Here is a 22860-nt window from a genome sequence, read left to right on the forward strand (position 1 = left end):
CTTACGCCTTGCCCGGACCGTCGACCGCGCCGGTGCAGAGTGCGCCGGGTTCCGGAACGTTCTCGCTCTTCCAGTACTCCTCGAAGAACTCGCCGATGCGCTCGTCAGAGGCCTCGTCGACCTGAAGCTGGACGTCCCAGCCGGAGAGAACGATCGGGGCCGGGAGGTCTTCGAACGGAGACAGGATCACGTAGGTGGAGGGAAGCTTGGTCTTCAGCAAGTCAAGCTCCTCGTCCGAGATCGACGGGTCATAGGTGACCCAGATCGCACCGTGCTCGAGGGAGTGCACGGCATTCTCGCTCGGCTGGACCTCGGTGTAGATGCCACAGTTCAGCCAGGCCGGGTTGTGGTCGCCACCGGCGGGGGGAGTCTGCGGGTACTGCACAGCAGTCTCGACGTGGTTGTTCGTGTTCTCGAAGGTTTCGACGCCCTCGATCTCGGCGCCGGAACCACCGGCGGTGTACGAGGCGTTTTTCGGCTGCGTGAGGATCAGCGAGGCGACGAGCAACCCAACGATCGCTACACCGGCGACGACAGCGGTGATGATGCCGATCTTCTTGGCGCGACGCTTCTTCGCCTGCTCCCGCTTGAACGCTTCGACCTTCTGGGCACGCTGCTCGGCCCGCTGCTCCTTGATGGTCAGCTGTCTCGCAGGGTTGCCGCTCTTGCTGCCGGGGGAATCGCTTCGCGGGGTCACAGTGGCCTCTCGTGGTGTGGGAACCCGGGTTCTCGTCCATACGCTCGCATGGGGTCCGGGCGTCTCCAGTTTATGGGCCCGGAATGGGGTTTGCTGGGAGCACGCGGTGAGACGGATGCAAGCGGGCGCCAGAGCGGATGCCGCGAGGCTGGCCGAGCGGGACGGTCACGTCGAGAGAGCATCACGCCCTGTAACAGAACGGAGGCAGCGGCTAGGCTCGAATCGGCGGCCACAAGCCGCACCGGGTTGCACCTCCTGAGCGAACCCGAACGAAAACCCATCACCGAACGGACGAACGTGAAGTACGCAGAGAGCATCGTCGACCTCGTGGGAAACACCCCGCTGGTCCGGCTCAACCGAGTGACCGACGGCACCCGTGCCACTGTGCTGGCGAAGGTCGAGTACCTCAACCCCGGCGGCAGTGTGAAGGACCGCATCGCGGCGCGCATTCTCGACGCTGCCGAGGCATCCGGTGAGCTGAAGCCAGGCGGCACCATCGTCGAACCGACGAGTGGAAACACCGGAGTCGGCCTCGCCCTCATCGCGCAGCAGCGCGGGTACCGCTGCATCTTCGTCGTGCCAGACAAGGTCGGTGAAGAGAAGCGCAACGTGCTCACCGCCTACGGCGCCGAGGTCGTCGTCACGCCGACGTCGGTCGCGCCCGAGTCCCCCGAGTCGTACTACAGCGTCTCCGACCGGCTCGCCGCCGAGATTCCTGGCGCATTCAAGCCGAACCAGTACTTCAACCAGAACGGTCCGCTGAGTCACTACGAGACCACCGGCCCCGAGATCTGGAATGACACCGAGGGCAAGCTCACCCACTTCGTCGCCGGCGTCGGAACCGGTGGAACCATCACGGGAACCGGCCGCTTCCTCCGCGAAGCGTCCAACGGAACCGTGCGCATCATCGGCGCTGACCCCGAGGGCTCGGTCTACTCCGGCGGCACCGGGCGCCCGTACCTCGTCGAGGGTGTCGGCGAAGACATGTGGCCAGGCGCATACGACCCCGGTGTCGTTCACGAGGTCATCGCTGTGAATGATGCCGAATCCTTCGCCATGACCCGCCGGCTCGCGCTCGAAGAGGGCCTCCTCGTCGGCGGATCGAGCGGCATGGCCGTCGTTGCCGCGCTCAAGGCGGCGGAGAGCCTCAGCGAAGACGACGTCGTCGTTGTGCTGCTGCCCGATGGCGGCCGTGGCTACCTCGCCAAGATCTTCAACGACTCGTGGATGCGCTCGCACGGCTTCATCGACCACACCGAGGGGGAGCGGACCGTCGGAGACGTGATCAGCGCCAAGGGTGGGGACCTTCCCGCGTTCCTGCACGTGCACCCAACAGACACGCTGCACGACGCGATCGGCATCATGGCCGAGCATGGTGTGTCACAGCTCCCCGTCCTCAGCGCCGAACCTCCCGTCGTCATGGGCGAGGTCGTCGGTTCGGTCTCGGAGAGTTCCCTTCTCGACAGCGTCTTCACCGGGGATGCGAAGCTGACGGATGCCATCGCAACCGTCACCCAGGCCCCGCTGCCGATCATCGGATCCGGTGACTCGCTGGCCGCAGCGCGACTCGCGCTGACGGCATCCGACGCCCTCATGGTGACCCGCGACGGCAAGCCGGACGCCGTGCTCACCCGCCAGGACCTGCTGACTTCGCTCAGCGACTGACCCCGCGAATGACGACGACGAGGAAAACCCCATGAGCTCCGACCAGAACGACAAGAAGAACAAGAACAAAAAGAACAAGAAGAGCAGGAACTCCGGATTCGCGACCCGCGCGATCCACGCCGGCCAGGACTTCGACCCGACGACCGGCGCCGTCATCCCGCCGATCTACCAGTCGTCGACCTTTGTGCAGACCCACATCGGCGGGCTCAGAAACGGCTTCGAGTACGGTCGCGGCGGAAACCCGACCCGCAACGGGCTCGAAGAGCAGCTCGCAGCGCTCGAGGGAGGCAAACACGGGCTCTCGTTCGCATCCGGCCTCGCCGCCGAAGACGCCCTGCTCCGTGGCATCCTCAAGCCTGGCGATCACATCGTGCTCGGCAACGACGCGTACGGCGGAACGTACCGCCTCATTGCGCGCATCTTCGGCGCGTGGGGCGTCACCCACAGCGTGGTCGACATGTCGAACCTCCGCACCGTGCAGTCGGCGATCACCGAGAACACGCGTGTGCTCTGGGTCGAGACCCCGTCGAACCCGCTGATGAAGATCACCGACATCGCCGAGCTGGCCGAGATCGGTCACGCTGCCGGGCTCACCGTCGTCGTCGACAACACGTTTGCCTCACCCGCGCTGCAGAACCCGCTGGCCCTCGGCGCCGACGTCGTTGTGCACTCCACCACCAAGTACCTCGGTGGGCACTCCGACGTCATCGGCGGCGCACTCGTGCTCAACGACGACGAGATGCACGAGAAGGTCCGCTTCATGCAGTTCGCCGCCGGCGCTGTCTCGGCACCGATGGACGCGTTCCTCACCAGCCGCGGCATCAAGACCCTCGACGTGCGGATGCAGCGCCACAGCGACAACGCACAGGCGATCGCCGAGTACTTCTCCGAGCACTCCGCCATCGAGACCGTGTACTACCCCGGCCTCGAATCGCACCCGGGACACTCGCTCGCGGGGACCCAGATGTCACGATTCGGCGGGATGCTGTCGCTCGCCTTCGCAGGCGGCGAGAAGGTCGCGCGCAAGTTCGCGGAGTCGACGCGGGTGTTCCAGCTCGCCGAGTCGCTCGGTGGGATCGAGTCGCTCGTGAACTACCCGGCTGAGATGACCCACGCGTCCGTCGCGGGGACAGAGCTTGCCGTGCCCGGGAACGTCATCCGCCTGTCGGTCGGACTCGAGTCGGTCGATGACCTGCTCACCGATGTCGACCGCGCCATCGGCAAGGCGCTCAAGAAGCGCTGAGCGGTGAATCGTAGAGCAGCTCGGCCGTTTTTCGCAGGGGGTGGACCCCGGCGTGACTCGACGTGTCTACTGGGGCAATGGACCTCCAGAACCCACTCGACCAGTACCCACGTCCACCCTTCGAAGCCGACGACTCGGGCGACGAACCGGTCATGTCGCCGAAGCCCGACCACGGCGAGGAGACCTACAGCGGCAACGCGCGGCTGAAAGGCAGGAAGGCGTTCATCACCGGCGGGAACTCCGGCCTCGGTCGCGCAACAGCTCTGGCGTTCGCCCGCGAAGGCGCAGACGTGGTGTTCACGTTCCACAGTGACGAGGAGGGTGCTGCCGAAGCGCTCGCCGACATCGAGAAGGCCGGGGTCACCGCGGCGTCGCTGCAGGTCGATATCTCGGACGAGAAAGAATGCACGGATGCCATCGCGGCCGCCGCGGAGAAACTCGGCGGACTCGACACCCTCGTGATGGTCGCCGGCTACCAGAACAACGTGCCAGACATCCTCGACCTCGAGACCGACCAGATCGACCTCACCTTCCGCACCAACGTGTACTCGCTCTACTGGCTCACCAAGGCAGCCCTCGAGCACATTCCTGCCGGTGGCAGCATCATCACGACGAGCAGCGTCCAGGCCAATAAGCCGTCGGCGGACAAGCTCGACTACGCGGCCACGAAGGGTGCGATCGTCACCTTCACGAAGGCGCTCGCGCAGCAGCTCGCTCCCCGTGGCATCCGCGTCAACGCGGTACTCCCGGGTCCGTTCTGGACCAACCTCCAGCCGGACTCGGCCAGCGACGCCGACGACCTGGGCGGGTTCGGATCAGACACCCCGTATGGTCGCCCCGGCCAGCCAGCCGAGATCGCCGGCGCGTACGTCTACTTCGCGAGCGCGGACGCCAGCTACACCAGTGGAGCAACGCTCGTGGTCTCCGGCGGTTCACCGAACTGACGCCAGTACCCTTCGAGGGACGCAAACTGCTCTGCGCTGCCGGTTTGGCAGCGGTTTGCGTTCCTCGAAGGCGTGAAATGCCCACGCGTAAGGGGGCTGGAAGCGAATAAGCTCGACGGGTGACTTCCGACACCCCTCCCGGAGCGGCGTCCGCGAGCCGGGACCCGGACGCGCTCCCCGGGATCTTCTTGCTGCCCTACCTGTGGGTGACGATCGGGGCGTGCGCCCTCGTATTCCTCGCCGCGTTCGAATCGCTCGCGGTAACGACGATCATGCCGCTCGTGAGCGCAGACCTCGACGGTGCTGCGCTCTACGCGCTCGCCTTCGCCGGGCCGCTCGCCACCGGGGTGATCGGTATGGTGTTCGCCGGCAACTGGTCTGACCGCAACGGTCCTGTCGCGCCGCTCGTCTCCTCGGTAGCCGTGTTCATCATCGGCCTGTTCATCTGTGGCCTCGCCACCGACATGACGGTGTTCCTCATCGGCCGGCTGGTGCAGGGGCTCGGATCCGGCGCCATGAACGTCGCCCTCTACGTCGTGGTCGCCCGCATCTACCCTCCTGCGCTGCATGCCCGCATCTTCGCCGGGTTCGCCGCCGCGTGGGTCGTTCCCTCGCTCGTCGGCCCGTTCGCCGCCGGCGTCGTCGCCGAACTCACGAGCTGGCACTGGGTGTTCCTCGGAGTCGTCGGCCTCGTGCTTCTCGCGATGCTCATGGTCGTTCCTGCACTGCGGATGCTCCGCGGCGGCTCCCAGGACGCAGCGGCCGACAAGCCCGCCTGGGCTTTCGGCAAGGTTGCGTGGGCCGTGCTCGCCGCCGTAGCGGTGCTCGGCCTCAACCTCTCCGCGCGTCTCGACGGGGCGCTCATCGGGATCGTCGCCGTCGCCGCGATCGCTGTTGCGCTCGTGGCGGTGCGCCCGCTCCTGCCTCCGGGGTCGCTCCGCGCCGCACGCGGGCTTCCGACCGTCATTCTCCTTCGCGGGCTCGTGGCCGCCGCGTTCTTCGGGGCCGAGGTCTACATTCCGTACCTGCTCGCGGAGCGCTACGACTTCTCGGCCGCGCTCTCCGGGCTCGCCCTCACCGGCGCCGCGCTGACCTGGGCCGGTGCATCATGGCTGCAGGGCAAACTCGTAAGCTCGCTCAGTTCGGTGAATGCGATGCGCATCGGCACCGCCCTCGTACTCCTCGCCATCCTGCTGGCGGTCGTGACGGCCGCCGCTGAACTGCACCCGGCCGTCATCATCGGAGGCTGGCTGTTCGGCGGAGCGGGGATGGGACTCATGTATCCGCGGCTCAGTGTGATGACGCTGTCGTACTCGTCAGAACGCGACCAGGGCTTCAACAGCTCAGCATTGTCGATCGCCGATTCCCTCGGCGGCGCTCTCGCCCTCGCGTCGACCGGCATCGTCTTCGCGGCGCTCCTCGGTCTCGGCGGCGCGTGGCCGTTCGCCGGATGTTTCGCCCTCGCTGCCCTGCTGTCAGTTCTGTCGCTCGGCCTCGGGTCTCGCGTCGGAACCGGCGTCCGTGCGCCGGAGCAGCGGGAGGCCCGTGTCGATGTGACAGGTGTGTGACAACCGACCCAGGTCGTCACATTCGGTGTCACATCGGGTTCCGACGCGAAGAGCCCCCGCTCGCGCTCCAGTTCGCACCGTGCATAATTGACGTACTGGCGCGGATGTGACCGTGCACATGGATTCAAGGGTGTTCCGGTGACAGACAGCGTCGACAGAAGCAAAGCGCCGAACATCCGCGACGTCGCACGCCTCGCCGGGGTGAGTCACCAGACCGTCTCCCGCGTGCTCAACGATCACCCGAGCATCCGTGATTCGACGAAGCAGCGCGTGCTCGACGTGATGAACGACCTGCAATACCGCCCCAATCGCGCGGCGAGGGCCCTCGTCACCAGCCGCTCACGCACCATCGGCGTGCTGGCGTCCCAGCGCTCGCAATACGGGCCGTCGAGCATCATCCAGAGCATCGAGAGCGCGGCGCAGGATGCCGGTTACCTCGTTTCGACCGCAAACATCACGAAGACGGATGAGTCGTCGATCCTGACCGCACTCAACCACCTCAACGCGCAGGCCATCGAGGGACTCGTGATCATCGCGCCCCAGGTGCGGGTCTTCCGCGCCATCTCCAACCTCGACCTCCGCGTGCCGTTCGTGACGATGAACACGAGTGAGGGCACCGACGACCACGCCGTCGCCGTCGACCAGGTCGCCGGCGCCCGGCTGGCGACCCGTCACCTCATCGAACTCGGTCACCGGAATATCTACCACCTCGCCGGTCCCCAGGACTGGATCGAGGCGGAAGCACGGATGCGCGGGTTCCTCGAGGAGATGAACGCGCAGGATGTTCCGACGACGGCTCCGATCCTCGGCGACTGGTCAGCCGAGTTCGGTTACTACGCCGGACGTGAACTCATGCGGGTCCGCGACTTCACCGCGATCTTCTCCTCCAACGACCAGATGGCGCTCGGGCTGATGCACGCGATCCGTGATGCGGGCCAGGACGTGCCGCACGACGTCTCCATCGTCGGCTTCGATGACATTCCCGAAGCAGCCCACTTCTGGCCTCCTCTCACCACGGTGAAGCAGGATTTCCCCGAACTGGGGAGACGCTGCGTCGCCCAGCTTCTGGGGACGATGGACGACGGGGCGGCCGGATACACCGGCAGAATCCAGCCGGAACTCATTGTTCGCGCGTCGACGGCGCGCCCGTCGTTTTGACTCGCGGGATACGGCATCCGGCGGCGGTTACCAAACCGAGATCTTGCAACTTGACACAGACGGCGGTTTTCTGCGTAACATGTGACGACAATGTGAACGGTCACATTGCAACAGTCGAAATCGCTGGTGTGCGAAATCGGCAGAGAAACCCCCACACCTTTTTCACGGTTCCCCACCTCCCTTCGTTCCGGCGAAGGGATCGAGCGTGGCATTCATGGACGCAGCCTGCTCGTACGGAAACCGCACCTGTCTGAAATTTCAGGCGACAAAGACGTCCATGGCACCGATTACAGAGAGGTAAACACAGTGAAGAAGATTGTCATCGCGACACTCGCGGCCGGCGCAATGGTCGTGTCGCTCGCAGCGTGCTCACAGGGCGGCGGAGCAGGCGGCGGAGACGGCGAAGCAGCAGGCTCAGGCCAGCTCGTCGGCGTCGCAATGCCCACCAAGTCGAGCGAGCGCTGGATCCAGGATGGCGACGCCGTCAAGGAGCAGCTCGAGGCTGAGGGTTACAAGGTCGACCTGCAGTATGCAGAAGACGACATCCCCACCCAGGTCTCACAGATCGAGAACATGATCACCAAGGGCGCGGAAGCCCTGATCATCGCCTCCATCGACGGAACCACGCTGACGCAGGTCCTCCAGGACGCCGCTGATGCCGAGATCCCGGTCATCGCCTACGACCGTCTCATCCGCGACACCGAGAACGTCAGCTACTACGCCTCGTTCGACAACTACAAGGTCGGTGTCCAGCAGGCTACGTCCGTTCTCAACGGCCTCGGCCTGACGGACCTCGAGGGCGAGCCGGTCGACGGCGCACCCGCTGGCCCGTTCAACATCGAGATGTTCGCCGGTTCACCCGACGACAACAACGCGACCTTCTTCTGGGACGGCGCTCAGGACACCCTGAAGCCGTTTATTGACGCAGGCACGCTCGTCGTCAAGAGTGGCCAGACCAGCTTCGAGCAGGCAGCAACGCTCCGCTGGGACGGCGAAACCGCTCAGAAGCGCATGGAGAACATCCTGACGTCGAGCTACTCCGACGGCTCGAAGGTCAACGGCGTTCTGTCGCCGTACGACGGCATCTCCCGTGGAATCATCTCGGCTCTGACCGACGCTGGTTACACGACCGGTGACGAATGGCCCATCATCTCGGGTCAGGACGCTGAAATCGACTCCGTGAAGGCCATCGCCAACTCGGGCGAGCAGTACGCGACCATCTTCAAGGACACCCGCAAGCTGGCAACGGCCGCAGTCGAAATGACGATCGCCGTTCTGAACGACGAAGAGCCTGAGGTGAACAACGAGGAAGACTACGACAACGGCAAGTTCGTCGTTCCGTCGTACCTCCTCGACTCGCAGATCGTTGTCGCGGACAACGTCAACGAGGTCCTGGTCGAGTCCGGCTACTGGACCGAAGAAGAAATCGGATAACACCCTTCTTCAGTAACGCCCGCCGCCGGTGGGAGAGTATTCTCTCCCACCGGCAGTCGGTCGAACGGAGCAGGTAATCGGTATGAAGAAGGTGCGGAAGTGACCACAAACATCCTCGAGATGCGCAGCATCACCAAGACGTTCCCCGGTGTGAAAGCACTATCGGACGTCACACTCGACGTTGAGCGTGGCACTGTGCACGCGATCTGCGGCGAGAACGGCGCGGGCAAGTCGACACTCATGAAGGTCCTCTCGGGTGTGTACCCGCACGGGACCTACTCCGGCGACATCGTCTTCGAGGACGAAGTGGTCGAGTTCAAGGACATCCGGGACTCCGAGGCCAAGGGCATCGTGATCATCCACCAGGAACTCGCCCTGAGCCCGCACCTCTCCATCGCCGAGAACATTTTTCTCAACAACGAGCAGAAGGGAGCATTCGGGCTGATCGACTGGAACAAGACCAACCACGAAGCTGCCTCACTCCTCGCTCGCGTCGGCCTCAAAGAGAACCCGACCACCAAGATTCTCCAGATCGGTGTCGGCAAGCAGCAGCTCGTCGAGATCGCCAAGGCGCTGTCGAAGAAGGTCAAGCTGCTCATCCTCGATGAGCCGACCGCCGCCCTCAACGATGAGGACTCCGACCACCTGCTCGACCTGATCCTGCACCTCAAGGAGCAGGGAATCACGTCGATCATCATCAGCCACAAGCTCAACGAGATCAAAAAGGTCGCAGACACGGTCACCGTGATCCGCGACGGCAAGACGATCGAGACAATCCAGAAAATGGATGTCACGGAAGAGCGCATCATCAAAGACATGGTCGGTCGCGACCTCGAACACCGCTACCCGGATCACACGCCGAACATCGGTGACGAGATCCTGCGGGTCGAGGACTGGACCGCCCACCACCCCCAGGACCCCACCCGGGTCATGGTCGACGACGTGAGCATCAACGTGCGCGCCGGTGAGATCGTCGGCATCGCGGGCCTCATGGGCGCCGGGCGCACCGAGTTCGCGATGAGCCTGTTCGGACACAGCTACGGCAGCCGGATCAGCGGCAAGGTCTTCATGCACGGCAAGGAGATCAAGACCCGCACCGTTTCAGAGGCCATCAAGAACGGCATCGCGTACGCGACCGAAGACCGCAAGCACTACGGCCTCAACCTGCTCGAGGACATCAAGCGGAACATCGGACTCGCGTCGCTCGACAAGCTGTCGTCGAACGGCCTCGTGAACGACAACGAAGAGTACAAGGTCGCCAACGGCTACCGGACGAGCATGAACATCAAGGCTCCGAACGTTCTCGCCAAGACCGGCAAGCTCTCTGGTGGAAACCAGCAGAAGGTCGTTCTGTCGAAGTGGATCTACTCCGACCCTGAGGTCCTCATCCTCGATGAGCCGACCCGAGGAATCGACGTCGGCGCGAAGTACGAGATCTACGCGATCATCAATGCCCTCGCAGCGCAGGGCAAGGGTGTCATCGTCATCTCGAGCGAACTGCCGGAACTGCTCGGCATCTGCGACCGCATCTACGCCCTCAGCGAGGGACGCATCACCGGCCAGCTTCCGATCGAGGAAGCAAACCCGGAATCCCTTCTCAAGCTCATGACCATGGAAAAGCCGCGCTAGCGCGCTCGGCACCACCAAGGAGAACCCTGACATGTCAAACACCCAGTCCCCGGTGACCGAGGAAACCGCTGCCGGCGGCGGAATCCACCCCGTAGAGAACAAGTTCACGAGCTGGCTCAGCCACCTGCTCTCCGACCTCGGCAAGAACGGCATCTTCCTCGCCCTTCTCGCGGTCGTGCTGTTCTTCGCCGTCGTGACCGACGGCATCCTGCTTCGCCCGCAGAACATCTCGAACCTCATCGTTCAGAACGGGTACATCCTCGTACTGGCGATCGGTATGGTGATGATCATCATCGCCGGCCACATCGACCTCTCGGTCGGATCCGTCGCCGCGTTCGTCGGTGCCTGCTCGGGCGTCTTCGCCGTGTCGTGGGGACTGCCCTGGTGGCTCGCCATCATCATGTCGCTCGGCATCGGTGCGCTCGTCGGAATGTGGCAGGGCTTCTGGATCGCCTACGTCGGCATACCGGCGTTCATCGTGACGCTTGCGGGCATGCTGATCTTCCGCGGCCTCGCGCTCGTTGTTCTAGGTAACGCCAACATCGGCTCGTTCCCCGCCGAATACCGTGCCCTCGGAAACGGGTTCCTCAGCAACGTCTTCGGTGACCTCGACCTTGACCCGCTGACGCTCATCGTCGCTGCCGTCGCGGTCGTCGCGCTCATCGTCGGCCAGGTCCGCACCCGCAACGCCCGCGCCAAGTACGGCCAGGAGGTCGAGCCGATCGTCTGGTTCGTCGCCAAGCTCGTGCTCATCACGGTCGCCATCGGATTCTTCGCCTACGCGCTCGCGTCGTACAAGGGCATCCCGGTCACCCTGATCGTGCTCGCGGTGCTCGTGCTCATCTACGGCATCATCATGAACCGCAGTGTCTTCGGCCGCCACGTGTACGCGATCGGTGGCAACCGCCACGCCGCCGAACTGTCCGGTATCAAGACGCGCAAGACCGACTTCCTGCTGTTCGTCAACATGGGCGTGCTCGCGGCCCTCGCCGGTCTGATCTTCACCGCCCGCCTCAACCTGGCCGGCCCGAAGGCGGGTGACGGTTTCGAGCTCGAGGCCATCTCCGCGGCATTCATCGGTGGAGCGGCGGTGCAGGGCGGTGTCGGAACCATCGGTGGCGCCATCATCGGTGGTCTCATCATCGGTGTGCTCAACAACGGTATGTCGATCCTCGGCCTCGGTATTGAGTGGCAGCAGGCCGTCAAGGGCCTCGTGCTTCTGCTCGCCGTCGCCTTCGACGTCTATAACAAGCGCCGCTCAGGCGGCAAGTAACACCTGTGATCCCGGCCGCCCGCGAAAGTGCGGCGGCCGGGATCGCTGCAAGAAAGAAGATGCGGATGCCATTCCTCGGCGAACTGCCGGACCGCGCGCGGCTGATCGCCGTCGTCGGTGGTCTGCCCGTCGCTGACGGAGCATCCGTGATCGGGGCGGAGTCCCAGCTGATCCCGTTCCAGAGCGTCGCCGACAACGTGCTCCTCGGAGCCGAGGGCTCACGCTTTTTCCTCCGCGCTGCACCGCGCGAACGCCGGGCGATGACTCTGCTCGACGCGGTCGGGCTGGGGGTCCACCCGTCCACTCCCGTGCTCGAGCTCGACGCCGTCGGCCAGCGCATGGTCGAACTCGCACGCGCACTCGCGCGGGAACCGGACCTGCTGATCGTCGACGAGCGGTTCGATCGCTTTCAGGAGGACGAATCGACGCGGTGGTTCACGGCACTCGCCCGGGCGGCAGAACGAGTCCGGATTCTCGTCGTTGTCGACAGCCTCGCCCAGGTGCGGCTCAGCCCGCGCCCCATGGACCTCGTCGCGGTCGTGCGGAACGGCGCCATCGTCGGTACGGCGACACCCGAAGATGCGAGTCACCTGACGGATCTCCTCGGGGGTATCGAGCCCCCAGCGCCTCGACCGGAGAAGGTGTTCGGCCCGGTTGTTCTCGAACTCGCAGGCATCTCTGTCTCCCATCCGGTTCGGCGCGGCCGGCTGGTCGTCGAGGACGCGTCGCTCTCGGTCCGCGCCGGTGAGGTCGTCGGGCTCGGCGGGGCAGAAGATCTGGTGCTCGGCATTTTCGGCGCCTCGACCGGGGGCACAGTGACGGGGACGACACTTCTCGACGGGGAACCGGTCGATCTGTCCACGGTCGAGCGAGCCATCGCCGCTCGCGTGCTCTTCATCTCCGAACATCCGCCGACCTACGATGTCGGCCTGATCGGCGGCATCCCCACGAGCGTCTCGGGTGAATCCCTCGCCCGGCTTGCCCGCATGGGCGTGGTCGACCCGCGGCGGGAATATGTGCCCCGCGCGGTGCCGTCCCTTCTCGACGCTCTTCCCGGCGCCCGCTCCCGACCGTCGACAGACGCGATGAACGAGGTTCTCGCCGGCTGGGTGTCGGCACCGCCGCGCGTTGCTCTCGTCACCGAGCCGTTCTCCGGTCTTTCGGAGCCCGACACAGTACTCCGTCGCCGCCTGCTCGAGGACATCGCGTCCGCTGGCACCGCCGTGATCCTCGAAGCCAGGGACCCGGCTCAACTCGTCGGGACGTGTGACCGCATCGTCCTGCAAAGTGGAACGCGGCTGACCACAGAACTGCGCGGAGAAGACGCGAGCCTCCGTGGACTCGCAACTTTCCGCATCCGACCTGATTTACAACGTTAGAATCGAGAATCGCATGACGAACAGAGAGGCTCTCGCGTGAGCACCTATCCCCCCGAAATCGAAGTCGCCATTGCCCGGGTCCGAGCGGATGTCGCCCGCCTGCACGGGGAACTCGTGCGGTACGGCCTTGTCGTCTGGACGGGCGGTAACGTCTCTGGGCGGGTCCCCGGTGCCGACCTCTTCGTGATCAAGCCGTCCGGCGTGAGCTACGACGACCTTGCACCCGAAAACATGATCCTCTGCGACCTTGACGGCGCGGTGATTCCCGGCACGCCAGGGTCGGACCGCTCGCCGTCGAGCGACACCGCCGCTCACGCATACGTGTACCGGCATATGCCCGAGGTCGGTGGAGTCGTGCACACGCACTCCACCTACGCCGTGGCGTGGGCCGCACGCAACGAAGCGATCCCGTGCGTCATCACAGCGATGGCCGACGAGTTCGGTGACGAGATCCCGGTCGGACCGTTCGCCATCATCGGTGACGACTCGATCGGTCGCGGCATCGTCGAGACGCTGACAGGCCACCGCAGTCGCGCGGTGCTCATGGCCAACCACGGCCCGTTCACCATCGGCAAGGACGCGAAGGATGCCGTCAAGGCGGCCGTCATGGTGGAGGACGTCGCTCGCACCGTGCACATCTCCCGCCAGCTCGGCGCCCCCGTTCCCATTCCGCAGCCCGCCATCGATTCCCTCTTCGACCGCTATCAGAACGTCTACGGCCAGGCGCCGCAGGGCGCCCTCGCCGACTCACAAGACTCAGCGCCGCTGAGCGAGTAGGCCGCCTGCGGCCGTATCGAGATCTCGTCGCAGAGTCTCGATACGCTCGCTTCGCGAGCTACTCGACCAGCGGATTGGCTGACATACCTCAACGACTCACAAGGAGATCCCAATGCCTAAACTCTCAACCTCCCTCGACTCCTACGAAGTCTGGTTCCTCACCGGAAGCCAGAACCTCTACGGTGAAGAGACCCTCAAGCAGGTCGCCGACCAGTCGCAGGAGATCGCGAAGACGCTTGGCGCGGCATCCGATGTTCCCGTCAAGGTCGTCTGGAAGCCGGTGCTCAAGGATTCCGACTCGATCCGTCGCGCGGCGCTCGACGCCAACGCCGACGACAGGGTCATCGGCCTCATCGCGTGGATGCACACCTTCTCTCCCGCGAAGATGTGGATCGCCGGCCTCGACGCTCTCAAGAAGCCGCTGCTGCACCTGCACACGCAGGCGAACGTCGCGTTGCCGTGGGGTGAGATCGACTTCGACTTCATGAACCTCAACCAGGCAGCGCACGGCGACCGTGAGTTCGGGTACATCCAGACCCGCCTCGGTGTCTCACGCAAGACCGTCGTCGGCCACGTCTCGAACCCGGCCGTCACCCGGCAGGTCGGGACCTGGATGCGCGCAGCCGCTGGCTGGGCAGCAACCCACGAACTCAAGCTCGCCCGCTTCGGCGACAACATGCGCTACGTCGCCGTCACCGAGGGTGACAAGACCGAGGCTGAGCTGCGGTTCGGTGTTCAGGTCAACACCTGGGGCGTCAACGAACTGGCGGACGCCGTCGCCGCGGCTTCCGAGAGCGACATCGACGCGCTCGTGGCCGAGTACGAAGAGCTGTACGACGTCGTGCCCGAGCTGCGGAAGGGCGGCGACCGCCACGAGTCCCTCCGCGACGGCGCTGCCATCGAAATCGGACTGCGGACCTTCCTTGAGGAGGGCGGTTTCGGCGCGTTCACCACTTCGTTCGAGGACCTCGGCGCGCTCAGGCAGCTGCCGGGCCTCGCCGTGCAGCGGTTGATGGCCGAGGGCTACGGCTTCGGTGCAGAGGGAGACTGGAAGACGGCGATCCTCGTGCGCGCGGCATCCGTCATGGGGGCAGGGCTCCCCGGCGGAGCCTCGCTCATGGAGGACTACACCTACCACCTCGTGCCGGGTGAGGAGCAGATCCTCGGTGCCCACATGCTCGAGGTCAGCCCCGGCCTTACGTCGCAGAAGCCGACGCTCGAGATCCACCCGCTCGGCATCGGCGGCAAGGACGACCCCGTCCGCCTCGTCTTCAACGCCGACCCGGGCCCCGCCGTCGTCGTCGCGATGAGCGACATGCGCGACCGGTTCCGTCTCGTCGCGAACGTCGTCGACGTCATCGAGCCCGCCGAGGCACTGCCCAACCTGCCGGTCGGCCGTGCCGTGTGGAAGCCGCAGCCGTCGTTCGCCACGTCGGCAGCCGCGTGGCTCACCGCGGGAGCCGCCCACCACACGGTGATGACGACCGCCGTCGATGTCGAGGTCTTCCGCGACTTCGCCGAGATCGCCGGCACGGAGCTCCTCGTCATCGACAACGAGACGACTCTGGGCGGATTCAGCCGCGAGGTGCGCTGGAACAACGCGTACTACCGGCTCGCGCAGGGCTTTTAAGCTCACACGAACGAACCCGCCCCTCTGGCCAACGGCCGATGGGCGGGTTTTGTCGTTTGCGGGTGTTAACGCTCACAAATCGGTAACATTCCCGAAAGAGGCACTTGTGTCGGCGGAAATGTGAGCGCTAACATTCGAGCACGGCCAGAACGGACTGGCTGCCCGGCACCACGACACAGCATGCGTCTCGTCGCCGGCCGAACAAGGAGGTTTGGTTGTGAAAAAGACATTCGGAGCGGCTGTCGCCATCGGCGCCATGATGCTCGCACTCACCGGTTGCGCCCAGGGCGGCGGCAGCGGCGGTGGTGGAACAGGGGACGGACCGAAGGACCCGAGCGAGATCGTCGTCGGTTTCGCGCAGGTCGGTGCCGAGAGTGGATGGCGTACCGCCAACACGAAGGACATACAGGCTGCGTTCGAGGAGGCGGGCATCGAGCTCAAGTTCTCCGACGCCCAGCAGAAGCAGGAGAACCAGATCAAGGCGATCCGTTCCTACATCCAGCAGGGAGTCGACGTGATCTCGTTCTCGCCCGTCGTCGAGACCGGCTGGGATGCCGTGCTCACGGAGGCGAAGGACGCCGGAATTCCCGTCGTGCTGACCGACCGTGCCGTCGACAGCCAGGACGAGTCGCTGTACGTCAGCTTCCTCGGCTCCGACTTCGTGGAGGAAGGCAAGAAGGCCGGGCAATGGCTCGTCGAGGAGTACGCGGACTCGACCGATCCGGTGAGCATCATCCAGCTCGAGGGCACGACGGGAGCCGCTCCGGCCATCGACCGCGCCGAAGGATTCGCCGAGGTGATCGCCGACGACGAAAAGTTCGAGGTCGTCGCATCCCAGACCGGTGACTTCACCCGCGCAGGCGGCAAGCAGGTCACCGAGGCGCTCCTCAAGTCGAACCCTGACGTCGACGTGATCTACGCACACAATGACGACATGGGCCTCGGCGCGATCGAAGCGATCGAAGCAGCCGGCATGACGCCGGGTGAAGACATCAAGATCATTACCGTCGACGCCGTCAAGGACGGCATGCAGGCACTCGCCGATGGCAAGATCAACTTCATTGTCGAATGCTCGCCGTTGCTCGGCAAGCAGCTCGTCGACATCGTGAAGAAGGTCGTGGCCGGCGAGGAAGTCGAAAAGCGCATCATCACCGAGGAGACGACGTTCACCCAGGAAGAAGCCATCGAGGCTCTGCCTGACCGTCAGTACTAGGCAGCAAACCGCGCGCCGCGTATCGAGATCGCCAGGTCTCGATACGCGGCACTCGTTCCTCGTGTCGCTACTCGACCAACGACGGTCGACGATAGAAAGTTTCAGCATGACCGAACCCCAGCCAGCCGTCTCGATGGAGAACATCACCATCACCTTCCCCGGGGTCAAAGCACTCGACAGCGTCAGCTTTCGCATGTTCCCCGGTGAGGTGCACTCGCTCATGGGCGAGAACGGTGCGGGCAAGTCGACCCTGATCAAGGCCCTGACCGGCGTCTACCGGATCGACAGCGGCGTCATCACCCTCGGCGGAAAGCAGGTCTCGTTCTCCGGAACGGCGGACGCCCAGGACGCGGGTATCTCCACCGTCTACCAGGAGGTCAACCTCCTCACCAACCTCACGGTGGCCGAGAACATCATGCTCGGTCGTGAACCCCGCCGGTTCGGGGCGATCGACTGGAGAGCGACGCGCAAGCGTGCTGTCGAACTCCTCGAGCGGCTGCACCTCGACATCGACCCGAACTCCCGGCTCGGTTCGCACTCGCTCGCCGTGCAGCAACTCATCGCGATCGCGCGGGCGACCGACATCAACGCGCGAGTCCTCATCCTCGACGAACCCACCTCGAGCCTCGACGCCGACGAGGTGCAGGAACTGTTCCGCATCATTCGCGAGCTCAAGGCCGATGGCGTTGCGATCCTCTTCGTTTCGCACTTTCTCGACCAGGTCTACGAGATCTCCGACCGGCTCACGGTGTTGCGCAACGGCACCCTCGTCGGCGAGTATCTCACCGACGAAATCCTGCGCATCGAACTCGTTCAGAAGATGATCGGCAAGGAACTCACCGTGCTCGACGCACTCGAGCGCAAAACCAAGGCGCAGACCGTCGACGAAGACGAACTCGTGCCATACGTCCGCGCACTCGGTCTCAGCCGCAAAGGCTCGATCGAGCCGATCGACCTCGAGGTCTACGAGGGTGAGGTCGTCGGCCTCGCCGGACTGCTCGGCTCCGGCCGCACCGAGCTTGCCCGCATCCTCTCCGGCGTCGATCGGGCGGATGCCGGAACGCTCACCGTCGCGGGGAACCCGGCGCGGTTCCGCACCCCGAGGCAGGCGATCCACAAGAGGGTCGTCTACTCGAGTGAGAACCGCCGTGCCGAGGGTATCCTCGACGAACTGACCGTTCGAGACAACATCGCCCTCGCCCTGCAGGCGGACCGGGGCTGGTTCCGTCCGATCCCGAAGAAGCGGCAGAACGAGCTCGCGGAGAGCTACATCCAGGCCCTCAACATCCGCCCCGCCAATCCGGATGCTCTCCTCAAGCACCTGTCAGGAGGCAACCAGCAGAAGGTGCTGCTCGCCCGCTGGCTGGCTATCGCGCCGCGACTGCTCATCCTCGATGAGCCGACCCGCGGTATCGACGTCGGGGCGAAGGCGGAGATTCAGAAACTCGTGTCCAACCTCGCCGAGAACGGAATGAGCGTGGTCTACATTTCAGCGGAGCTCGAAGAAGTGCTGCGGCTCAGTCACCGGATCGCCGTGATGCGTGACCGGCGGATGGTCGCCGATATCGACAACGACGACCTCACCACCGATGATCTGCTCGCGATCATCGCCGACGGCGCCGAAACGGAGGTCGTCGCATGAGGCGGCTGATGGCCCACCGGCTGTTCTGGCCCGTGGCGATGCTCGCCGTCCTTCTCCTCATCAACCTCATCGCGTTCCCCGGATTCTTCTCGGTGCAGATCCGAGACGGACACCTGTTCGGCAGCCTCATCGACATTCTCCGCAACGGATCGCCAACGCTGATGATCGCGATCGGCATGACGCTCGTCATCGCGACCCGCGGCATCGACCTCTCGGTCGGCGCGATCTGTGCGATCTCGGGTGCCGTCGCGTGTTCGATCATCCTCGGCTCCTCCGACCCAGGGAACCCGGGGACCGTCGCCGTCGCGGTGATCGCCGCGATCCTCATCTCCCTCGTGCTCGGGGTGTGGAACGGGTTCCTCGTCTCGGTTCTCGGTATCCAGCCGATCATCGCCACCCTCATCCTGATGACCGCAGGACGCGGTGTCGCAATGCTCATCACCGAAGGCCAGATCCTGACGGTGAACAGCCCACCGTTCAAAGTGCTCGGCTCCGGATTCTTCGCTGGTCTCCCCGTCTCCGTTCTCATCGCCGCCGCGCTGTTCCTGTTCGCCGTTGTGCTCACCCGGCGCACGGCGCTCGGCCTCATGATCGAAGCGGTCGGAATCAACCCGGAGGCCTCGCGCCTCGCCGGCGTCCGCTCCCGGGGGCTGCTGATCAGCGTGTACGTGTTCACCGCGTTCTGCGCGGCCATCGCCGGCCTCGTCCTCACCAGCAACCAGACAGCGGCTGACGCGAACAACACCGGGCTGTTCATCGAACTCGATGCGATCCTTGCCGTCGTCATCGGTGGCACGTCGCTCGCCGGCGGCCGTTATTCATTGTTCGGAACGCTCATCGGTGCCCTCGTGATTCAGACCCTCGTGACAACGGTGTACACGGTCGGCATCCCGCCGATCGCCACCATGGTGTTCAAGGCAGCCGTCGTCACCGCCGTGTGCCTTCTCCAATCCCCGAGAACCACCGAGCTCATCGACTCCTGGCACCGCCGGGCCCAGTTGCGCCGCACTCTGGAGGTGTCAGCATGACCGTCCTCGCCCCAGCTCCCCGGCCCGCTGAAACGCCAAGCCGGCTCGGTCAGGTCCGCGACTGGCTGACCAACCCCAAGTACGGTCCCGTCATCGTGACCGCCGTACTGCTCGTCGGCATGCTTGTCGCCGGTGCTTTCCGCTACCGCGGCTTCACCAACCCGCAGGTCATCGCGAACCTCTTCATCGACAACGCGTACCTCCTGGTCCTCGCCGTCGGTATGACGTTCGTCATCCTGACCGGAGGCATCGACCTGTCCGTGGGCGCGGTTCTGGCGATGTCGACGATGATCACGGCATCCCTGCTGCAATCGGGGTGGTCCCCGGGAGTGATCATCCCGCTCGTCCTGGTCCTGACCTCGTTCCTCGGGCTGCTCGTGGGCCTGATGATCCACTACTTCCAGATTCAGCCGTTCATAGCCACGCTCGCCGCGATGTTCCTCGCCAGGGGGCTCTGCTACGTCATCAGCAACACGACCATCTCGATCGTGGACCCGGTGTTCGTCGCACTGGCACAGACCCGGATCCCGATCCTGCCCCGGTTGAGCATCACTCCCAGCGTGATCATCGCGATCCTCGTCGTCGCGGCTGCGGTCTTCGTGCTGCACTACACGCGACTCGGGCGCACGGTCTACGCGATCGGCGGAAGTGAGCAATCCGGCGTGCTCATGGGTCTTCCGGTCGCACGGACCAAGGTTCTCGTGTACGTGATCAGCGGCTTCTGTTCCGGTCTCGCCGGCGTGCTCTACAGCTTCTACACGCTGTCGGGCTACGCGCTCACCGCGATCGGCACCGAACTGGATGCCATCGCCGCCGTCGTCATCGGAGGTACGCTCCTCACAGGCGGGTACGGATTCGTGCTCGGTTCCGTCCTGGGCGTTCTCGTCCTGGGAACCATCCAGACTCTCATCACCTTCGACGGCAACCTCACGTCGTGGTGGACGCGCATCTTCATCGGCGCTCTCCTGCTGGTCTTCATCATCCTGCAGAAGGTGCTGACGGCGCGACGGGTCTGAGGGAGCCGCCCGACGACATCCGTGCACGTTGCCGGTTCGCTGAGACGGGATAATTGATTGAGCAGGCAGGCGCACGGGTCGTCGGGCAGGAGTGGGCCGAAGTGGTGACGACGAACGGTGACGAGCGCGATCGCGTCGCCAACATCTTCGACGTGGCCCGGCTCGCCGGCGTCAGCCACCAGACGGTGTCTCGGGTGCTCAACGATCTGCCGAACGTGCGGCCGGCCACACGGGACCGCGTCGAAAAGGCGATCAAACAGCTGCGTTACACGCCGTCGCAGGCTGCACGGGCGCTCGTCACCCGCAGATCGCGCACGATTGGTCTCATCACCACGGGCGGGCCCGACTTCGGTCCGTCGTCGACGGCGCTGCACTTCAACGACGCCGCGCGCGACGCGAGATACGCGGTGAGTATGGCGAGCATGCTCGATTCGGATCCTGCGTCGCTGCGTTCCGCTGTTGAGCTCCTCCTGCGCCAGAACGTCGAGGCGATCGTGCTCATCGCCGCCCACGCCGGTGCACTCGACGCGATTCTCGGCATCGACCTCGGTGTGCCGCTCGTCGCGGTGGACGCTGGGCGCCGCCCCGGAGTGCACAGCGTCGCCCTCGACCAATACGCGGGGGCCCGCGCCGCCGTCGATCACCTGATCAGCCTCGGGCACCGCGACATCCGCCACATTTCCGGTCCGCGCGATTCGACGGATGCTCTCGAGCGCCTCCGCGGCTGGCGCGACGCTCTCGCCGAAGCGGGGCTCGTCGCGCGGGAGCACCTGATCGGCGACTGGACGCCGGCGAGCGGTCACCGGCATGGCCGGGCGCTCGCGATGGACCGGGAGATGACCGCTGTGTTCGTCGGCAACGACCAGATGGCGCTCGGTGTCGTCCATGCTCTCGCCCAGGCGGGGCTGACCGTGCCGCGCGACGTCAGCGTCGTCGGGTACGACGACATTCCCGAGGCGGAGCACTTCGCGCCCCCGCTCACGACGGTGCGGCAGAACTTCGACGGCCTCGGTCGCGACATCATGACCGAGCTGCTCGCCGTGCTGCGGGACGAGGACGCCGCCGACCTGCCTCGCATCGTGCCCGAGTTGGTCGTACGTGAATCGACCGCGCCTCCGCGCCACTGATCTCTGCTGTGCGGAATTCGAAACACAGCCGGGGCGCATGGCAGGGTTGAGAGCATGACCGACCTTCGCGTGGCGATCGCGCCCGACTCCTTCAAAGGCACAGCGACCGCCATCGAGGTGACGAACGCGCTCGCCGAGGGCTGGCTGTCGGTGCGCCCAGAAGACACCCTTCTCCGGATGCCACTGGCCGACGGCGGCGAGGGAACCCTCGACGCGTTCGAACTCGCCGTTCCGGGAGCCCGGAGGATGCCGGTGACGGTGACCGGCCCCGACGGCAGAGACGTCGACGCCAGCTGGATCCTGCTCCCGGACAACTCGGGCGTCATCGAACTCGCGGCCACGAGCGGCATCACTCTGCTCGACCCGTTGCGACCGATGGACGCGCACACCGTCGGTTTCGGGCAGGCCATCGCCGCAGCTCTCGATTCCGGGGTCGACCGGCTCGTGCTCGCGATCGGGGGAAGCTCATCGACCGACGGCGGTATGGGAGCACTCGCAGCTCTCGGCGCCGTGTTCTCGGATGCCGACGGCACTCCGGTCACGCCGGGAGGACGTGGGCTCAGTACCATCGCCTCGGTCGACGTCTCCAGGCTCCGGCGGGTCCCGGTCGGTGGCGCCACCATTTTCAGTGACGTCACCAATCCGCTGCTCGGCGACACCGGGGCAGCCCGGATCTTCGGTCCGCAAAAGGGCGCCGATGAGGTTCAGGTCGCCGTGCTCGACGCCGGTCTTGCCCGGCTCGCAACCCTGCTCGGTGCCGACCCCGACGCTCCGGGTGCCGGCGCAGCCGGGGGAACCGGGTATGGGCTCCTTGCCTGGGGTGCTGCTCTTGCAGCCGGTGCCGAAGCGGTCGGTGAGGTGATGCGGGCGCCGGAGGCCGTGGCATCCGTATCTGTGATCGTCACCGGGGAGGGCCGCTTCGACGGGCAGTCGGATGCAGGCAAGGTGCCGTCGTACGCCCGGTCGCTGGCCGAGCGGTTCGGTGCCACGCCGATGCTGGTCGCAGGTGCAATAACGGCCGAGCCCGCTGGCTTCGCCGAGGCCGTCTCGCTCACCGAGCTCGCCGGCAGTGCGGATGCCGCGATGGCCGACACCGTGCACTGGCTGCGGGAGGCGGGCGCGCAGCTCGCGCGCACCCGATAGCCGGCGGCGTCTTCACCCGTTGCGGACCGAAAACACTCGGTACGCAAGGTGAGCTCGTCCGCAGCGGATGAAAACGCGGGGGGACGGCGATTGCACCCGCCGTCAACGGCCGATGGGGCCCCTCCGCGAACGACGGGACCCCACCGCGAGATGAGCGGGCTAAATGATGTCGCGACCCGCTGCCCGTGACGCGCGCCAGTCCTTGAGGAACGCGCGAACAAGCACGAACAGCACGCCGGCGACGACGACCGGCCAGATGAGCATGTAAATGGTGATGAGAATTGCCATGGGAAT

Annotated in this window: 19 protein-coding genes; 17 read left to right on the forward strand and 2 right to left on the reverse strand. The window is 65.3% G+C overall.

The window, feature by feature from the left end; genetic code table 11:
- Position 1: 1 nt before the first annotated feature.
- On the reverse strand, positions 2 to 697 hold the full coding sequence (locus ACWA1Q_RS02000) for a DUF3105 domain-containing protein (RefSeq protein ID WP_463759088.1): 696 nt from the start codon (positions 695 to 697) through the stop codon (positions 2 to 4).
- A gap of 297 nt (positions 698 to 994) precedes the next feature.
- Between ACWA1Q_RS02000 and ACWA1Q_RS02005 the strand changes: the two genes are divergently transcribed.
- From ACWA1Q_RS02005 to ACWA1Q_RS02085, 17 genes are all read left to right on the forward strand, one after another.
- A complete protein-coding gene (locus tag ACWA1Q_RS02005; RefSeq protein ID WP_463759089.1) occupies positions 995 to 2362 on the forward strand; it encodes a cystathionine beta-synthase in 1368 nt (455 codons plus the stop codon).
- Positions 2363 to 2393: 31 nt separating this feature from the next.
- On the forward strand, positions 2394 to 3605 hold the full coding sequence (locus ACWA1Q_RS02010; protein ID WP_463759091.1) for a cystathionine gamma-synthase: 1212 nt from the start codon (positions 2394 to 2396) through the stop codon (positions 3603 to 3605).
- Positions 3606 to 3682: 77 nt separating this feature from the next.
- Positions 3683 to 4549, forward strand: coding sequence for an SDR family oxidoreductase (locus ACWA1Q_RS02015; protein ID WP_463759092.1), 867 nt, complete (start codon positions 3683 to 3685; stop codon positions 4547 to 4549).
- A gap of 119 nt (positions 4550 to 4668) precedes the next feature.
- Positions 4669 to 6117: an MFS transporter gene (locus ACWA1Q_RS02020; protein ID WP_463759093.1), complete on the forward strand. Its 1449-nt coding sequence runs from the start codon at positions 4669 to 4671 to the stop codon at positions 6115 to 6117.
- Positions 6118 to 6255: 138 nt separating this feature from the next.
- The gene (locus tag ACWA1Q_RS02025; protein ID WP_463759095.1) at positions 6256 to 7275 is read left to right on the forward strand and encodes a LacI family DNA-binding transcriptional regulator; all 1020 of its coding nucleotides are present in this window, start codon (positions 6256 to 6258) and stop codon (positions 7273 to 7275) included.
- Between the two features lie 345 nt (positions 7276 to 7620).
- Positions 7621 to 8709: a multiple monosaccharide ABC transporter substrate-binding protein gene (chvE, locus tag ACWA1Q_RS02030; RefSeq protein ID WP_463760905.1), complete on the forward strand. Its 1089-nt coding sequence runs from the start codon at positions 7621 to 7623 to the stop codon at positions 8707 to 8709.
- Positions 8710 to 8808: 99 nt separating this feature from the next.
- Entirely contained in the window at positions 8809 to 10338 is a 1530-nt protein-coding gene (gene mmsA, locus ACWA1Q_RS02035) for a multiple monosaccharide ABC transporter ATP-binding protein (protein WP_463759097.1), read from the forward strand.
- Positions 10339 to 10369: 31 nt separating this feature from the next.
- A complete protein-coding gene (mmsB, locus tag ACWA1Q_RS02040; RefSeq protein WP_463759099.1) occupies positions 10370 to 11611 on the forward strand; it encodes a multiple monosaccharide ABC transporter permease in 1242 nt (413 codons plus the stop codon).
- A gap of 65 nt (positions 11612 to 11676) precedes the next feature.
- Positions 11677 to 12990, forward strand: a complete 1314-nt coding sequence (locus ACWA1Q_RS02045; RefSeq protein WP_463759100.1) for a sugar ABC transporter ATP-binding protein — start codon at positions 11677 to 11679, stop codon at positions 12988 to 12990.
- A 36-nt stretch (positions 12991 to 13026) separates the two neighbouring features.
- Positions 13027 to 13767: an L-ribulose-5-phosphate 4-epimerase gene (locus ACWA1Q_RS02050; protein ID WP_463759101.1), complete on the forward strand. Its 741-nt coding sequence runs from the start codon at positions 13027 to 13029 to the stop codon at positions 13765 to 13767.
- Positions 13768 to 13879: 112 nt separating this feature from the next.
- A complete protein-coding gene (araA, locus tag ACWA1Q_RS02055; RefSeq protein ID WP_463759103.1) occupies positions 13880 to 15397 on the forward strand; it encodes an L-arabinose isomerase in 1518 nt (505 codons plus the stop codon).
- Between the two features lie 217 nt (positions 15398 to 15614).
- Complete coding sequence (locus ACWA1Q_RS02060) at positions 15615 to 16610, forward strand: ABC transporter substrate-binding protein (protein WP_463759104.1); 996 nt, start codon at positions 15615 to 15617, stop codon at positions 16608 to 16610.
- Positions 16611 to 16716: 106 nt separating this feature from the next.
- Positions 16717 to 18252, forward strand: coding sequence for a sugar ABC transporter ATP-binding protein (locus tag ACWA1Q_RS02065; RefSeq protein ID WP_463759106.1), 1536 nt, complete (start codon positions 16717 to 16719; stop codon positions 18250 to 18252).
- Entirely contained in the window at positions 18249 to 19280 is a 1032-nt protein-coding gene (locus ACWA1Q_RS02070) for an ABC transporter permease (RefSeq protein WP_463759108.1), read from the forward strand. The genes ACWA1Q_RS02065 and ACWA1Q_RS02070 overlap by 4 nt, the downstream gene beginning before the upstream one ends.
- On the forward strand, positions 19277 to 20296 hold the full coding sequence (gene yjfF, locus ACWA1Q_RS02075; RefSeq protein ID WP_463759110.1) for a galactofuranose ABC transporter, permease protein YjfF: 1020 nt from the start codon (positions 19277 to 19279) through the stop codon (positions 20294 to 20296). The genes ACWA1Q_RS02070 and yjfF overlap by 4 nt, the downstream gene beginning before the upstream one ends.
- A 53-nt stretch (positions 20297 to 20349) precedes the next feature.
- Positions 20350 to 21423, forward strand: coding sequence for a LacI family DNA-binding transcriptional regulator (locus ACWA1Q_RS02080; protein ID WP_463759111.1), 1074 nt, complete (start codon positions 20350 to 20352; stop codon positions 21421 to 21423).
- Between the two features lie 54 nt (positions 21424 to 21477).
- A complete protein-coding gene (locus tag ACWA1Q_RS02085; protein WP_463759113.1) occupies positions 21478 to 22566 on the forward strand; it encodes a glycerate kinase in 1089 nt (362 codons plus the stop codon).
- 159 nt (positions 22567 to 22725) lie between these two features.
- On the opposite strand, the gene ACWA1Q_RS02090 is transcribed toward ACWA1Q_RS02085, so the two are convergent.
- Positions 22726 to 22854 (reverse strand): putative transporter small subunit, encoded by a 129-nt coding sequence (locus tag ACWA1Q_RS02090; protein WP_463759114.1) that lies wholly within the window; start codon positions 22852 to 22854, stop codon positions 22726 to 22728.
- Positions 22855 to 22860 lie beyond the last annotated feature (6 nt).

It is taken from the genome of Mycetocola sp. TRD_SC_2, assembly GCF_055361225.1.

Bases quoted from the DNA above. Each gene is read 5' to 3' on its own strand.
- mmsB (WP_463759099.1), top strand. From the start codon at position 10,370: ATGTCAAACACCCAGTCCCCGGTGACCGAGGAAACCGCTGCCGGCGGC.
- ACWA1Q_RS02015 (WP_463759092.1), top strand. From the start codon at position 3,683: ATGGACCTCCAGAACCCACTCGACCAGTACCCACGTCCACCCTTCGAA.
- yjfF (WP_463759110.1), top strand. From the start codon at position 19,277: ATGACCGTCCTCGCCCCAGCTCCCCGGCCCGCTGAAACGCCAAGCCGG.
- ACWA1Q_RS02070 (WP_463759108.1), top strand. From the start codon at position 18,249: ATGAGGCGGCTGATGGCCCACCGGCTGTTCTGGCCCGTGGCGATGCTC.
- ACWA1Q_RS02045 (WP_463759100.1), top strand. From the start codon at position 11,677: ATGCCATTCCTCGGCGAACTGCCGGACCGCGCGCGGCTGATCGCCGTC.
- ACWA1Q_RS02065 (WP_463759106.1), top strand. From the start codon at position 16,717: ATGACCGAACCCCAGCCAGCCGTCTCGATGGAGAACATCACCATCACC.
- chvE (WP_463760905.1), top strand. From the start codon at position 7,621: ATGGTCGTGTCGCTCGCAGCGTGCTCACAGGGCGGCGGAGCAGGCGGC.
- ACWA1Q_RS02085 (WP_463759113.1), top strand. From the start codon at position 21,478: ATGACCGACCTTCGCGTGGCGATCGCGCCCGACTCCTTCAAAGGCACA.
- ACWA1Q_RS02010 (WP_463759091.1), top strand. From the start codon at position 2,394: ATGAGCTCCGACCAGAACGACAAGAAGAACAAGAACAAAAAGAACAAG.
- araA (WP_463759103.1), top strand. From the start codon at position 13,880: ATGCCTAAACTCTCAACCTCCCTCGACTCCTACGAAGTCTGGTTCCTC.
- ACWA1Q_RS02090 (WP_463759114.1), bottom strand. From the start codon at position 22,854: ATGGCAATTCTCATCACCATTTACATGCTCATCTGGCCGGTCGTCGTC.